The sequence below is a fragment of the Streptomyces sp. CB02009 genome (assembly GCF_001905825.1).
Taxonomy (GTDB): domain Bacteria; phylum Actinomycetota; class Actinomycetes; order Streptomycetales; family Streptomycetaceae; genus Streptomyces.
On sequence record NZ_LIVV01000004.1, the window covers coordinates 312,424 to 326,962 of the forward strand.

Consider the following 14,539-nt stretch of genomic DNA (forward strand, 5'->3'; position numbering starts at 1 on the left):
ACCGCCGTTACCGGAAGCCATCCGGGCGACTACGATGCGCTCGATCTCACCCTGATCCGCGCCGGCCGCCGCCGGCAACCGGCCCGGTGGACGGGCCACTTCGTCCTGCCTCACCCCCCGCGCCCCGAGGACACCGCCATGCGCACCACGAACAGAGGGCTCCAGCCCAATGTCCTCGGCACCTTCGACACGATCGTGATGGCCGTCGCCGGCAGCGCCCCCGCCTACTCGATGGCCGCGACCACCGCCGTGCTCTTCGGCGCCGTCGGCTACGCGGGGCCCGCCGCGCTGCTGTACTGCGCGATACCGATGTTCGGCATCGTCCTCGCGTACGCCCGGCTCGGGCGGATCGACGTCAACGCCGGTGCCGGCTACTCCTGGGTGGGCCGCACCCTCCACCCGTTCCTCGGCTTCCTGTCCGGCTGGGCCCTCGTCTTCGCCGCCACCGTCTTCATGGTGGCGGGTTCGCTGCCCGCCGGGTCCCTCACGCTCGCCCTGTTCGACCAGGACCTCGCCGACAGCACCCCGCTCTCCGCGGCCGTCGGCGCCGGCTGGTTCCTGATGATGCTGCTCGTGGTCCTGGGCGGCGCCCGGCTGACCGTGCGCGCCCAGCTGATCATGTCCGGGGTCGAGATGCTGATCCTGGTCGGCTTCATCCTCGCGGCCGTCGCCCACCGCGGCCGGGCCACCGCCTTCGACTGGTCCTGGTTCGGCCTCGGCCACTTCGACGGCACCCAGGGCTTCGCCGCGGGCGCGCTGATCGCCGCGTTCTACTACTGGGGCTGGGACGTCACCAGCAACCTCAGCGAGGAGACCCGGAACAGCCGCCGCACCGCGGGACTCGCCGCGCTCGTCGGCGTCGGCTTCGTCTTCCTCCTCTTCGTCGCCGTCACCGTCGTCGTCAACGTCCTGCTGAGCGCGGAGGAGATCCGTACCGCGGGACCCAACGTCCTGGCCGTCATCGGCCAGCAGATCTGGCCCGGCGTCGGCGGCAAGCTCCTCGTCGTCGCCGTCCTGCTGTCCACGGTCGCCACCCTGGAGACCACCCTCCTCCAGGTCACCCGCTCGCTCTTCGCGATGGGCCGCGACCGGACCCTGCCGTCCGCGCTCGGCGCCGTGCACCGCCGCTGGAACACCCCGTGGGTCGCGATCGCCGCCGTCGGCGGCGCCGCCCTGGTCCTGTTCGCGGCCGCCGCGGCCGCCGGCTCGGTCCAGCAGATCCTCCGCGACGCGGTCTCCGCGATCGGGCTCCAGATCGCGTTCTACTACGGCCTCGCGGGCATCGCCGCCGCCGTCGCCTACAAGTCCGTCCTCCTGCGCTCCGTGAAGAACCTGCTGCTCGGCGGCGTCTGGCCGCTGCTCGGCTCCGCGTTCATGCTCTGGACCTTCGTCGAATCGCTCGGCGAGCTCTCCACCACCGCCCTCACGATCGGCCTCGGCGGCCTGCTCCTCGGGGTCGTCCCGCTCCTCGTCTACTGGCGCAAGGGCAGCGACTACTACCGCCCGGCCCGCCTGGACGCCGCCCGCGCGATGGCGGCCGCGGAGGGCTCGGGCCCGGCCACCCGGGCGCGGAGCGGAACCAGGGACAAGGGTTACGCAACGGATTTCTGATCCCGGCCGTCACCAAGAGCAGAGCCACGAGCACGGGAACACCAGCGAGTCACCACTTCTGACGGCAGCCGAACCCGAAGGAGGCCCCCGATGGCCGTACGCCGCCGCTCCGCGCGCTCGGCACGTCAGGAGCGCTTCGCGCCCGACTTCGACCCGGACTTCGGGGACCGCGCCCTGACCGAGGCGCGCCACGACATCGTCATCGGCCGCTGGCAGGGCGTACGGGACCTGCTCGCCGCCACCGGTGACCACTGGGCGCGCCGCACCCACCGGCTGCGGCTCCTCTCGCACGCGGCCGCGGGCAGCTCCACCGTGGAGACCTGGCGGGCCGCCGAACCGGGCAACCCCGACGCTGCCGTCCTCCGGGCGGCGACCGAGGTGGTCCGGGTCTTCGACGCGGCCATCGCGGCCGGCCGGGGCGCGGCCGTCGAGCGGGGCCGGATCGACGCCGCCGTCGACGCCTGCCGGGGCGCGGCCGAGGCGGCGCCCGCCGACCCGATGCCGTGGGTGTCGCTGCTCTCGGTGGCCAGGCTGTACGAGGGCGGGGTGCCGCGCCGCGAACTGCGGCACTGGTTCGACGAGTTGCGCCGCCGGGACCCGTACAACACGGAGGGGCACATCCAGGTGCTGCGCTACTGGTCGGCGCGGTGGCACGGCACGCACGGCAGCATGTACGACTTCGCGCGGGACGCGGCGGGGGTGGCGCCGCCCGGCTCCCCGCTGCCCGTCCTCGTGCAGGTGGCCCGGGTGGAGGAGTACCGGTACATCGCGGACGGGGCCCTCGGCCGGGGCCCGGTGCGCGGCTTCGACCAGCACTGGAAGCACGAGCTCGCGGTGACGGAGCTGCGGCGCACCCACGCGCGCTGGATCGGCGGCCGCGATCCGGCGGCGCCGGTGGCGCCCGAGGAGGTGGGCGACCTCAACTTCCTCGTGCACGCCGCCTGTTACGCGGGTCAGGTGGAGATCGCGCGGGAGCTCCTCGGGATGCTCGGCGCACGGGCGGCCTGGGTGCCGTGGGCGTACACGGGGGACCCCGAGGAGCAGTTCGTCCGGTTCAGGGAGGGCCTGGGGGTGGAGTGAGCGGGCACTCCACCCCCGGGGCCGCCTGTCAGGCGCCGATGTCGCCGCCGTCCGTGCGCCACACGGCGACGACCGACGGGCGGACGATCCGGCCGGGTCCGTCGGGCCACTCCGACTTCGGGTTCTCGACGGACGCGCCGTCGATCTCGCCCGGGTGCTGCACGGCCACCAGGACACGGCGGTCCTGGATGATCGGGCCGCAGGTCTCGGCGCCCTTCGGCACGGTCAGGAACTGCTTCAGCTCACCGCGGCGCTCGCCCTGCGTCGCGACGCCGAACAGGCCGTCGTGCGAGCCGAGCTGGGCGCCGTCCGTGGAGATCCACAGGTTGCCGTGCGGGTCGAAGGCCACGTTGTCGGGGCAGGAGATCGGGGAGACCTTCTCCTTCGGGTAGCCCGCGAAGTAGGTGGCCGGGTCGTTCGGGTCGCCGGCGACCAGGAAGAGGCGCCAGGCGAAGCCGTCCGAGGACGGGTCGTCCCAGTTCTCGGCGAGTTCGAGGATCTGCCCGTGCTTGTTGAGGTTGCGCGGGTTGGCCTCGTCGGCGCCGGCCTTGCCGGCCTTGCCGCGGTCGGTGTTGTTGGTGAGCGCGACGTAGACGCGACCGGTGCGCGGGGACGGCTCGACGTCCTCGGGGCGGTCCATCTTGGTGGCGCCGACCTTGTCACCGGCGAGGCGGGTGAAGACGTACACCTCCTCCGCGGTCATGCCGGGGACGTGCGAGACGTCGCCGGTGGCGAGCGGGATCCACACGCCGGTGCCGTCGAACTCGCCGTCGGCGGGGTGCTTGCCGGTGCCGTCGATCTCGGCGGCCGGGGAGTCGCCGGTCAGCTTGGCGACGTACAGCGTGCCCTCGTCGAGCAGCGTGAGGTTGTGCTCGCGGGCGGCCCGCGAGTTCCCCTTCTTCATCCGCTTGCTGGAGACGAACTTGTAGAAGTAGTCGAACCGCTCGTCGTCGCCCATGTAGACGACCGGACGGCCGTCGGCGGTCAGCCGGGGCTGCGCGGCCTCGTGCTTGAAGCGGCCGAGCGCGGTGCGCTTGCGCGGGGTGGAGTCGGGGTCGTACGGGTCGAGCTCGACGACCCAGCCGAAGCGGTGGACCTCGTTGGGCTCCTGCTTGAGGTCGAAGCGCTTGTCGAACCGCTCCCACTTGCGCTCGGTGGCACCGGTGCCGACGCCGTAGCGCTTGTCGGTGACGCTGGAGCCGTTGGCGAAGTACTGGTTGAAGTTCTCCTCGCCGTGGAGGGTGGTGCCCCACGGGGTGGTGCCGCCGGCGCAGTTGTTGAGCGTGCCCAGGACGGTACGGCCCCTGGGGTCGGCGGACGTCTTCAGCAGGCCGCTGCCGGCGGCGGGGCCGGTCACCTCGAACTCGCTCGTCGTGTGGAGGCGGCGGTTGAGGTGGTGCCGGGTGACCGGGGTGAGCTTGCCGGTACGGCGCTCCTCCTGGACGACCACGACGGACAGGCCGTGCGCGGCCCAGGCGATCTCGACCTGCTCGCGGGTCGGGTTCGCGGCGTCGTAGTTGCGGAACATCAGGACTTCGTCGGTGTACTCGTGGTTCGCGACGAGGACCTGGCGGTCGTGCTCCCCGCGCAGCGGCAGCAGGGAGAGGAAGTCGTTGTTGTAGCCGAACTGGCCGGCCTGGGCCCTCGCCGTCTGCTTCTCGGAGTCGAAGGCCGGGGCGCCGCGGAGGATGGGCTCGCCCCAGCGGATGACCACGTTCTGCGCGTAGCCGGAGGGGACGGTCACCTTGTCGGCGGTGTTGGGCGCGACGGGGGTGAAGCGGAGGCCGCGGGCGCCGTCGGCCCTGCCGGAGCCGTGGCCGTGTCCGTGGCCGTGCCCGAAGGTCTCCTGGCCGGCGACGGCCTCGGGCGCGTTGCCGATCGCGAGGGCACCGCCGGCGGCGGAGGCGACCGTCACGACGGCGGCGGCGCGGAGGGCCGAACGGCGGGAGAGCACACCGGCTATGACGTCGCCGGCGTACTCGTTGTCGCTGGTGTTGGGAACCTCGTGGAAGCAGGCGTCGCCGCAGCGGTAACGGCACGTGAGAGCGGAACGTCCGCCTCCGTGGGGGTTCGTGCTCAGCAGCGGCAGCAGTTTGCGCACTTCGTCCTCCTCCGGCGCACGCTGCGCCGACATGGTGTCGGGTAGACCTTCGGCGGCGACGCTATGTGCGCACATCTGCACAGGGACGGCGTCGGGGTGAACGACGAATGAATGCACGGCAACCGGGGGCGACCGGGTCGCGGAGGAGGGGAGGGGTGGCCGCTAACCTTACGTGTCCGCCCTGGCCAGGGATGAACGTCCCGAAACACCCAGTACGGACATTCACACGCACCCCACTCATGCGAAAGGGTTCGCCCATGGGTATTCGGAGCATGCTGCGCAAGGTGTTCGGCCGAGACCGCGAGGAATCCCCGGCAACCTCCGTCGTCCCGCCCCAGACGCGTGAGACCACGTCGACGGCGACGGCAACGGCGACGGCTTCGCCTTCGGAGCCGGAGCCGGTGCCGGTGCCGGTGGCGGTGACGGTGACGTCCGAGGAGCCGGTCGCGGCCGCGAGGGCCACGGCGTCGACCGGGACCACGGACACCTCGGAGGCGGTGGCCCGCCGGGCGGCGGACGACCTGGTGGCGGCGTCGTTCGACAACCCGCAGATCCCGCGGGCCCGGGCGAAGACCCCGTCGCCGACAGCGGAGAAGCCGATCGCGGAGACGGAGAAGCCGGTCGCCGAGGCGGACAAGCCCGTCACCGAGACGGAGAAGCTGGTCGCGGAGGCGGACAAGCCCGTCGCCGAGGCGGACAAGCCGGTTGCGAAGACGGACAAGCCGGTTGCCGCTGCCGCTGTCGCTGCCGTCGAGGAGACGCCGGCGGTCGAGGCGGAGGCGCCTGCCGCGGCTGCGGAGGCCGCGCCGGTCGAGACGCCCGTGGCTGAGGTGGAGGTGACGGCGAAGGCCGACGCACCCACCGCCGAGGTGGAGGCGTCGGTGAACGATGCGGAGGCGCCTGCCGCCGCCGCGGAGGCCGCGCCGGTCGAGACGCCCGTGGCTGAGGCGGAGGTGACGGCCGAGGCCGACGCGCCTGCCGACGCTGCGGAGCTCGCGCCGGTCGAGGCGCCTGCGGCGGACGCCGCCGCGACCGCCGAAGCCCCGGCGGAGCCCGAGGCTGCTGCCACTGCGCCCGAGGCGGAGATCGCGTCCACGGAGGCGGCCGAGCCGCAGGCCGTGGAGCCGGTGGAGGCACCGGTGGCCGAGGTGTCGGCGGAGCCGGAGGCCGAGGCCGTCGAGCCGGAACCGGCGGCGACCGCCGTCGAGGCGGAAGCAACCGCCGCCGTCGAGCCCGAGGTCGAGGCGACCACGGCTGCTGACGTCGAGGTCGAGGCGGAGGCGAGCGCGGCTGCCGAGGCCGAGCCGAGCACCGCCGCCGAGCCCGAGGCCGTTGCGGCCGTGGCCGCCGACACGGCGACGGAGCCGGAAGCCGCCGAGGAGCCGCAGACGGAGCAGGCCGAGCCCGAGGCTGCGGCCGAGCCGCAGGCCGACGAACCCGCCGCCGAAGCGACCGACGTCGTCGCCGACGCTCCCGCCCCCGAGGCTGAGCCCGCCCCGCAGGAGCAGGGCACCGAGCCCGAGGCCGCCGTCGTCGCCGACGACGCGACCCCGGCGGCGGAAGCCGCCGAGGAGCCGCAGACGGAGCAGGCCGAGCCCGAGGCTGCGGCTGAGCCGCAGGCGGAGCCCGAGGCCGCTGCGGCGGAGCCGGAGGCCGCCCCCGAGGCGCCCGCCCCGCAGCCCGCCTTCGCCGCCGCCACGGCCGGCGTCGCCGTCCCCGCGCACCTGGCCGACGCCCACGCCGCCGCCGCCGCGCAGCTGGAGGCGCAGGGGCTCGCCGGGGCACGGGCCGCCGTGTACCTCGTCGTCGACCGGTCCGGTTCGATGCGCGGGTACTTCAAGGACGGTTCCGTGCAGCGGCTCGCCGAGCAGGTGACCGCGCTCGCGGCGCACCTCGACGAGGACGCCACCGTCACGACCGTGTTCTTCTCGACGGACATCGACGGGACGGTCGAGCTGACCCCGGCCGGCCTCACGCCGACCCGTATCGACGAGGTCAACTCCACCCTCGGCCGCCTGGGCCGGACCAACTACCACCGCGCCGTGGAAGAGGTCCTCGCCCACCACGAGAAGGCCGACCCGACCCGTACCGCCCTGGTCGTCTTCCAGACCGACGGCGCGCCGGAGTCGAAGACCGCCGCCACCGCGGCCCTGGCCGAGGCGGCGGAGCGTCCGCTGCACTGGCGGTTCGTGGTCTGGGGCGAGGAGGACAACAAGGCCTTCGACTTCGTCCGGAAGCTCGACGGCACTCCTCGTACCGCCGCGTACTTCGCGGGCACGGCCCCGGCCGGGACCGCGCACGCGGCCTTCTACGCCGGCCTGCTCGCGGGTCTGGAGTTCTGAGGCTCACGCGAAGGAGTTCCACGGCGCGGGCCGGGTCCGGGATCTTCCCGGGCCCGGCCCGCGCGCGTGAGCCCCGCGCGCGTGAGCCCCGCGCGCGTGAGCCCCGCGCGCGTGAGCCCCACCGCACAAAGCCCCGCCACCAGTCCCCGCGGCGCGAACCCCCCGCCCGGACCCCGGCAGAATCCTTTTTCTCTTCCTGTGCGGCATTCGGGTGATATTCAGCATCCGCTGAGTTTCCCCGCCCCTAAGATCCACTCGTGACAGCAAGTCAACAGCCTTTACCCGCACCGGACATGACCCGTTCCGCCGACGTGGTCATCCTCGGCGCGGGCCCCGCCGGGCTGGTGCTCGGGAACCTCCTCCTCCGCAGCGGCGTCGACTGCGTCGTCCTGGAGCGGGCGAGCCGTGAGCACGTGCAGCAGCGGGCGCGGGCCGGTTTCCTCGCCCCGCACACCGCCCGTGTCCTCGCCCGGCACGGCCTCGACGAGGGGCTGCGCAAGCGCGGGCAGGAGCACGGCGTCTGCGAGTTCCGCACCGAGAGCGGACGGTTCCGCCTCGACTACGCCCGGCTCGGCACGGGCGAACCGCACACCGTCTATCCGCAGCACGACCTGGTCACCGATCTCGTCCGGCTCTTCCTCGGGGCCGGCGGGCGGATCCGCTTCGACACCGAGGCCCTCGACGTGACCGGCCTCGACGGCCCGCGCCCCTCGGTGGCCGTACGCGAGCCGGACGGCGGCACCGCGCACTGGCGGGCGCGGTACGTCGCCGCCTGCGACGGGCGGTACGGGGCGGGACGCCGCTCGCTGCCGCCCGGCGCGGTGCGGCACCACCACCGCGACCACGGGGTCACATGGCTGGGACTCCTCGCGGAGGCGCCCCCGAGCCTGGACGCCGTCGGATACGCCACGCACGCCCGGGGATTCGCGGGCCACATGGCGCGCTCGCCCGAGGTCACCCGCTACTACCTCCAGTGCCCGCGGGGCACCGTGCCGGACGACTGGCCCGACGAGCGGGTGTGGGACGAGCTCGACCTGCGGATGCGGGCCGAGGAGTTCGGGCCGCTGCGACGGGGCGGCATCCTGCAGCGGACGGTGGTCGACTTCGAGTCGGACGTCCTCGAACCGCTGCGCCACGGCCCCCTGTTCCTCGTCGGCGACGCCGCGAGCCTGCTGAGCCCCTCCGCCGCGAAGGGGGCCAACCTCGCCGTCCTCGAGGCGGAGCTCCTCGGCCGCGCCCTCGCCGACGACCTGCTGCACGGGGACTCCGCTGGACTCGACGCGTACTCGGAGCGGTGTCTCGCGCACATCTGGCGCGCGCAGGAGTTCTCGCACTGGATGATCCAGCTCCTGCACCGCGTGCCCGGCCCCGACGGCGGCACCTCCCCCTTCCAGGAGGGGCTGCGCCGCGCCCGTATGGAGGCGCTGCGGAACTCCCGGAGCCAGCAGGACTGGTTCGCCGAGAACTACGTCGGCGTCTGACCCCCGTCGTCCCTCCCGCCTTCATTCCCTCCCCCCACTCCCCCTCCCGTACGGCCGTGGAGAGCCCGGTCCCGCCCCCGGCGACCGTGGCTCCGCCCTGCCCTGCCTTGCCCTGCCCTGCCCTGCCCGCATTCCGCCGTCCCTTCCCCTCCCCGAAGGAACCCCCGCGATGACGACCACCACCCCGGCCCGCACCGATGTCGAGCGGCTGCGCGCCGCCGCCGATTTCGTACGGGAGCAGGAGACGCCCGACCTGTTGGCGCGCGTCCTGCCCGGACTCGACGGCCCCGAGCTGCGGGCGATGACCGAACGGTGCCGGTTCGCGCACGCCGCGCTGCTCGTCTCCCCGCCCGACGGACAGGCCCTCCGCACGCAGCTGGCCGCCGCCGGGCTGTCGCCGGACGGCGAGGCGCGGCCGAGCGTGGTGGTGCGGGACCGGCTGGCGGCACGGCACGGACGGGAGGCCGGAGAGCTGGACGTACGCATCCTCCGCCCGGCGGTGTACGGGCCGGGCGGCGAGCGGCGGGCGGTGGAGGTGTTCGTGCTGACCGATCCGGCGGGGTCGGCGGCGGACGTCGCCGCCGAGGAGCGGGCCGCCGACCGGGAGGCCCATCTGGCGTTCGACGTCGAGCGGCCGGACCCGCTGGTGCTGCGCGGGCTGCGGGCGGGCTTCCTGCGCCACGGAGCGGCGCCGGACGGCGGCGGCTACAACCCGCACGAGGACGGCACCGTCTTCTACTTCGCCGCGCCCGAGGAGACGAAGACGCCCTACCGGCGGGTGGAGCTGTACGCGCGCGGCGACCACCGGGACGTCCTGGCCGAGCACCTCGCCGGGCGGCCGTCCGCGCATCCGGCGGAAACGCTCCTTCGCCTGCTGACCGGGGCCTGGACCACACAGGCGCTGGCGGTGTGCGCGGAGCTGCGGCTGCCGGAGGCGATGAGCCCGTCCACCGCGCGCGGGGCCGGGGAGCTGGCACCCCTGGTCGGCGCCCGGACGGAGAACCTGGCGACGCTGCTCCGGTACCTCGCCATGGTGGGGGTGGTGGCCGAGGAGCCCGGCGCGCGGGGCACGTTCCGGCTGACGGAGGCGGGGCTGCTGCTGCGCGAGGACGCCGAGGGATCGGTGCGGGCGCTGGCGCTGATGTACGGCGGGCCGTTCTACGAGTCCTTCGCCCGGCTCGCGCACACCGTGCGGACGGGGGAGCCGGGCTTCGAGGACCGGTACGGCGAGAACCACTTCGACCACTTCGCACGCGACCCCGAGCTCGCCGCCCGGTTCGACCGGTCGATGACGGCGAGCGCCCCGATGTTCGACCCGCTGCCTCAGCACCCGGTCGTCGCGGCGGCCGCCGCCGCCGGCCGTACCGTCGTGGACATCGCCGGAGGCACCGGGGAGCTCCTCGGGCGTCTCCTCACCGCGCACCCCGCCCTGCGCGGGGTCCTCCTCGAACGCGCCCACGTGGTCGAGGCGGCCAGGACCCGGCTCGGCACCGTCGCGGAGCGGTGTGCCTTCGTGACCGGCGACTTCGCGGACGTGCCGCCGGACGGGGACGTGTACGTGCTCTCCCGGGTCCTGCACGACTGGGACGACGAGCGGTGCCGGGCGATCCTGCGCCACTGCGCGGCCGCGATGCCGCCGGAGGCCGACCTGCTGATCGTGGAGCGTCTGCTGCCCGTGGATCCCGCGCCCTCGCTGGCGACGGCCTGGGACCTCCACATGATGTGCAACACGGGAGGGCGGGAGCGGACGGCAGCCGGGTACGCCGGGCTGCTCGCCGACGCCGGGCTCACCCTCGTCGGCCACAGCCCGCTGCCCCTGGAGGCCCACGTGCTGCACGCCCGCCGGCTGTAGGGCGTCAGGAGGCGGTAGCGGTGCTGGTGGCGGCGGTGCTGCTGGTGACGGCGGCGGTCACCGGCAGGGCTTCACGGCGAGGCGGTGCCGGTGACGGCGGCGGCGGCGCTCACCGGCAGGGTCACCGTCACCACCAGGCCGCCGCCCTCCCCCGCGCCCCGGGCCACCGCCCGCACCCGCCCCCCGTGCGCCTCCGCGATCGACCGCACGATGGACAGGCCGAGCCCCGCGCCCGGCCCCATCCGGTCCCGCCCCTCGCCGCGCCGGAACGGTTCGAAGAGCCCGGCCACCTCGTCGGGCGGGACGACCGGCCCCGTGTTGGTCACCGTGAGCACCCCGCCCTCGGCCCGTACGCCGACGGTGCCGTCCGGCACGTTGTAGGCGACGGCGTTCGCGACGAGGTTCCGTACGAGCTGCCCGAGCAGCACCCGGCTGCCCCGTACGACCCCGCCGTCGGCCACGACCTCCGCGTCCGCCCACTCCTCCTCGGCGAGCTCCCCGAGCCGCACGTCCTCGCGTTCGGCGAGGCCCCGCTCGCTGCGGGCGAGCAGCAGCAGACCGTCGATGAGGCGTTCGCTGCGGCGGTTGGCGTCGAGGAGGACCTGCCGCACGTCGCAGCTGTCGGCCAGACCCACCTGGATCGCGGCGCGCTGGGTGGCGAGGGGGGTGCGGAGCTCGTGGGAGGCGTTGGCGATGAACCGGCGCTGGCTGTCGAAGGCGGTCTCCAGGCGGCCGAGCAGCGCGTCGATGGTGTCGCCGAGTTCCTTGAGCTCGTCGTCGGGTCCGGTGACGGCGATCCGGTCGTGCAGGTTGCGTTCGGAGAGGCGGGCGGCGCGGGCGGTCATCTCGTGCACGGGCCGGAGCACCCGTCCGGCGGTCCACCACCCGACGACGACGGCGCAGCAGGCCATGCCGAGCAGGGCGAGGGCCGACCACATGAGCATCTGCTCGGCGGCGGCGCGGCTGATGTCGTCCCCCAGCTCGTACGCCTCGACGACGGCGACCCCGTTCGTGACACCGCTCCCGGCACCGTCGGCGAGACCGTGGGCGCGGGCCACGATCGCGTCGGTCTCGTCGTCCGTGCCGGCGAGGACGAGCAGGTTCACGACGAGCAGCAGCACCGTCCCGAGGACCAGGAAGGCGCCCCCGTACACGAGCGCGATCCGGGTCCGGATCGTGGAGCCGGACCCCAGGTATCCCGCGTCGCCGCCCGGCCTCACAGCTGGTACCCCACGCCCTGCACCGTCCTGATCAGCGCCGGCTCGCCGAGCTTCGCCCGCAGCTTGCTCATGCAGACGCGTACGGCGCCGGTGAAGGGGTCGGCGTGCGCGTCCCAGGCACGGTCGAGGAGCTCCTCGGCGGAGACGGCCGCGCCGTCGGCCTCCAGGAGGATCTGGAGGACGGAGAACTCCTTGGGGGAGAGGTCGAGGTCCCTGCCGTCGCGGGCGGCGGTCCGCCGGACGGTGTCCACGCGGAGCCCGTGCCGCTCCAGGAGCGGGGGCAGGGCCGCGCGGGCGGACCGGCGGCGCAGGGCGCGGACCCGGGAGACCAGCTCGGGGAACTCGAAGGGCTTGCCGAGGTAGTCGTCGGCGCCGAGGTCGAGGCCGGTGACGCGGTCCTCGGTGGCGGTGGCGGCGGTCAGCATGAGGATGCGGGTCGGGGAGCCCTCGGCGAGGAGGCGGCGGGCGACGTCGTCGCCGTGGACGCGGGGGAGGTCGCGGTCGAGGACGAGGACGTCGTACGGGTGGAGCCCGAGGTGGTCGAGGGCGGCGTCGCCGCTGTGGACGGTGTCGACGGCGAAGCCCGCGCGCCGCAGACCGGTGGCGACGAGCTCGGCGAGGGGGCGTTCGTCCTCGGCTACCAGTACACGCATGGCCTCCATCCTCCTCGTGCCCGGCCCGTCGTCCGCCCCCGGGTTTATCGATGTGAGTGGATCTTCGTACGACCGTTAGGATTTCGACCATGGCGGCCACTGGATCCGAGAAGCAGGGGGCGAAGGCGTTCTACGTCACGACCCCCATTTACTACGTCAACGACGCTCCTCACCTGGGCCACGCCTATACGACCGTCGCAGGCGACGTGCTCACGCGCTGGCACCGTCAGCGCGGCGAGAAGGTGTGGTTCCTCACCGGCACGGACGAGCACGGTCAGAAGATCATGCGCACGGCCGAGGCGAACGACGTCACGCCCCAGGCCTGGTGCGACAAGCTCGTCGAGGAGGCGTGGAAGCCCCTCTGGGAGCACCTGAACATCGCGAACGACGACTTCATCCGCACCACGCAGAAGCGTCACACGGACCGCGTCCAGGAGTTCGTGCAGGACCTGTACGACAAGGACGAGATCTACAAGGGCGGCTACGAGGGCCCGTACTGCGTGGGCTGCGAGGAGTACAAGCTCCCCGGCGACCTCATCGAGGCCGAGGACGGCACCAAGCTGTGCGCCGTCCACAAGAAGCCGGTGGAGATCCTCAAGGAGGAGAACTACTTCTTCAAGCTGAGCGAGTACGGCCCGAAGCTCCTGGAGTTCTACGAGGCGAACCCGGGCTTCATCCAGCCGGAGTCGGCCCGCAACGAGGTCGTGAACTTCGTCAAGCAGGGCCTGGAGGACCTCTCCATCTCGCGCTCGACGTTCGACTGGGGCGTCCCGGTGCCGTGGGACGAGAAGCACGTCATCTACGTGTGGATCGACGCGCTGCTCAACTACGCGACGGCCGTCGGCTACAACGAGAACCCCGAGAAGTTCGACGAGACCTTCCCGGCGAACGTCCACCTCATCGGCAAGGACATCCTGCGCTTCCACGCGGTGATCTGGCCGGCGATGCTGATGGCGCAGGGCCTGCCCGTCCCGGGCCGGGTCGCGGCCAACGGCTGGCTGATGGTCGGCGGCGAGAAGATGTCGAAGTCGAACCTGACGGGCATCAAGCCGCAGGACCTGACCTCGCACTTCGGCGTGGACGCGTACCGCTGGTACTTCCTGCGGGCGATCGCGTTCGGCCAGGACGGCTCGTTCTCGTGGGAGGACTTCACGGCCCGCTACACGAGCGAGCTGGCGAACGACTACGGCAACCTGGCGTCCCGCGTCGCGGCCATGGTCGGCAAGTACTTCGACGGCGCGCTGCCGGCCTCGACGGCCGACGGCGACGCGGAGAAGGCGATCCACGAGGGCCTGGCCAAGGCCGTCGCGACGGCCGACGCCAAGATCGGCGAGGAGCTGGACTTCCAGGCCGGCATCCTGGCGATCTTCGACTTCGTGAAGCAGGTCAACGGCTACATCACGGAGCAGGAGCCGTGGAAGGTCGCGAAGGACGAGTCGGAGGAGGGCCGGGCCCGCCTGGCGACGATCCTCTACACGGCCGCCGAGTCCCTCCGCGCGGTCGCGGTCCTGCTGAACCCGATCATGCCGGAGACCTCGCAGGCGCTCTGGGAGTCCCTGGGCGCCGAGGCGTCCCTGGGCACCCTGGCCGCCCAGCCGGTCCAGTCCTCCGCCACGTGGGGCCAGCTCCCCGCGGGCGCGACGGTGACGAAGGGCGCGGTGCTGTTCCCGCGCCTGGAGGAGCCGAAGAAGGACTGACGCAACGGCGAAGGCCGCCGTCCCCCTCTGCGGGGGGCGGCGGCCTTTTCGCTGCCCACGGTCACCAGGTCAGGGCGAGGGCGGCGACGGCGGGGGCCATGTAGACGAGCGGGAAGGGGGCGTGGCCGTAGGCGCGGGCGCGAAGCACGGTGATCACGGCCCCGGCGAAGTACAGGATCAGCCCGATCGCGGCGAGGGTCCCGACGACCGGCACGAAGAACCCGACGACGAGCCCGACGGCCCCGGCGGCTTTGGCGGCCCCGAGCCAGTTCCACCAGGCCTGCGGGACGCCGTACTGGGCGAGGGGCTCGACGACGAACTTCGCCCGGAAGAAGATCGAGGCTCCGGAGAACCCGGCCATGACCGCGGCGACGGCGGTGACGACGACAGCGGTGGTGGACATCTCGGTGAACATCGCGGGGCTCCTCGTCCGGTGAACGTCCGCCTCGACCGAGGCGGACACAGCACTGACGGAGCGGGGACGGGAAGTGTGACGGCCCGC

At 73.4% G+C, this 14,539-nt stretch carries 10 protein-coding genes; 6 read left to right on the forward strand and 4 right to left on the reverse strand.

From position 1 onward, the window contains the following. Window positions 1-138 precede the first annotated feature (138 nt). The gene (locus AMK27_RS17760) at window positions 139-1,611 is read left to right on the forward strand and encodes an APC family permease (protein ID WP_073908449.1); all 1,473 of its coding nucleotides are present in this window, start codon (window positions 139-141) and stop codon (window positions 1,609-1,611) included. A 90-nt stretch (window positions 1,612-1,701) separates the two neighbouring features. Continuing rightward, entirely contained in the window at window positions 1,702-2,691 is a 990-nt protein-coding gene (locus AMK27_RS17765; RefSeq protein WP_073908453.1) for a hypothetical protein, read from the forward strand. 28 nt (window positions 2,692-2,719) lie between these two features. On the opposite strand, the gene AMK27_RS17770 is transcribed toward AMK27_RS17765, so the two are convergent. Next, complete coding sequence (locus tag AMK27_RS17770) at window positions 2,720-4,792, reverse strand: PhoX family protein (RefSeq protein WP_073909496.1); 2,073 nt, start codon at window positions 4,790-4,792, stop codon at window positions 2,720-2,722. Window positions 4,793-5,049: 257 nt separating this feature from the next. Here AMK27_RS17770 and AMK27_RS43720 point away from each other — a divergent pair, with 257 nt between their 5' ends. From AMK27_RS43720 to AMK27_RS17785, 3 genes are all read left to right on the forward strand, one after another. Beyond that, window positions 5,050-7,134, forward strand: coding sequence for a VWA domain-containing protein (locus AMK27_RS43720; RefSeq protein ID WP_073908457.1), 2,085 nt, complete (start codon window positions 5,050-5,052; stop codon window positions 7,132-7,134). 293 nt (window positions 7,135-7,427) lie between these two features. Then, entirely contained in the window at window positions 7,428-8,615 is a 1,188-nt protein-coding gene (locus AMK27_RS17780) for a 4-hydroxybenzoate 3-monooxygenase (protein ID WP_198955894.1), read from the forward strand. A gap of 169 nt (window positions 8,616-8,784) precedes the next feature. Continuing rightward, window positions 8,785-10,467 (forward strand): methyltransferase, encoded by a 1,683-nt coding sequence (locus AMK27_RS17785; protein ID WP_073908462.1) that lies wholly within the window; start codon window positions 8,785-8,787, stop codon window positions 10,465-10,467. Window positions 10,468-10,538: 71 nt separating this feature from the next. Here the strand turns inward: AMK27_RS17785 and AMK27_RS17790 are convergent, their stop codons facing one another. Together AMK27_RS17790 and AMK27_RS17795 are read right to left on the reverse strand one after the other, a co-directional pair. Then, on the reverse strand, window positions 10,539-11,687 hold the full coding sequence (locus AMK27_RS17790; protein ID WP_107425601.1) for a HAMP domain-containing sensor histidine kinase: 1,149 nt from the start codon (window positions 11,685-11,687) through the stop codon (window positions 10,539-10,541). Continuing rightward, window positions 11,684-12,340, reverse strand: a complete 657-nt coding sequence (locus tag AMK27_RS17795) for a response regulator transcription factor (RefSeq protein ID WP_073909504.1) — start codon at window positions 12,338-12,340, stop codon at window positions 11,684-11,686. The genes AMK27_RS17790 and AMK27_RS17795 overlap by 4 nt, the downstream gene beginning before the upstream one ends. 89 nt (window positions 12,341-12,429) lie before the next feature. On the opposite strand from AMK27_RS17795, the gene metG reads away from it, so the two are divergent. Further along, window positions 12,430-14,037 carry a methionine--tRNA ligase gene (gene metG / locus AMK27_RS17800; protein WP_073908469.1) on the forward strand — a complete coding sequence of 536 codons (1,608 nt, stop codon included), beginning with the start codon at window positions 12,430-12,432 and terminating at the stop codon, window positions 14,035-14,037. A 61-nt stretch (window positions 14,038-14,098) separates the two neighbouring features. On the opposite strand, the gene AMK27_RS17805 is transcribed toward metG, so the two are convergent. Then, window positions 14,099-14,452 (reverse strand): DoxX family protein, encoded by a 354-nt coding sequence (locus AMK27_RS17805; RefSeq protein ID WP_107425602.1) that lies wholly within the window; start codon window positions 14,450-14,452, stop codon window positions 14,099-14,101. Window positions 14,453-14,539: the final 87 nt, after the last annotated feature.

Excerpts from the sequence above, each read along its gene's own strand:
- AMK27_RS17760 (WP_073908449.1), top strand. The coding sequence starts at position 139 with ATGCGCACCACGAACAGAGGGCTCCAGCCCAATGTCCTCGGCACCTTC.
- AMK27_RS17765 (WP_073908453.1), top strand. The coding sequence starts at position 1,702 with ATGGCCGTACGCCGCCGCTCCGCGCGCTCGGCACGTCAGGAGCGCTTC.
- AMK27_RS43720 (WP_073908457.1), top strand. The coding sequence starts at position 5,050 with ATGGGTATTCGGAGCATGCTGCGCAAGGTGTTCGGCCGAGACCGCGAG.
- AMK27_RS17780 (WP_198955894.1), top strand. The coding sequence starts at position 7,428 with ATGACCCGTTCCGCCGACGTGGTCATCCTCGGCGCGGGCCCCGCCGGG.
- AMK27_RS17785 (WP_073908462.1), top strand. The coding sequence starts at position 8,785 with ATGACGACCACCACCCCGGCCCGCACCGATGTCGAGCGGCTGCGCGCC.
- AMK27_RS17795 (WP_073909504.1), bottom strand. The coding sequence starts at position 12,340 with ATGCGTGTACTGGTAGCCGAGGACGAACGCCCCCTCGCCGAGCTCGTC.
- metG (WP_073908469.1), top strand. The coding sequence starts at position 12,430 with ATGGCGGCCACTGGATCCGAGAAGCAGGGGGCGAAGGCGTTCTACGTC.
- AMK27_RS17805 (WP_107425602.1), bottom strand. The coding sequence starts at position 14,452 with ATGTTCACCGAGATGTCCACCACCGCTGTCGTCGTCACCGCCGTCGCC.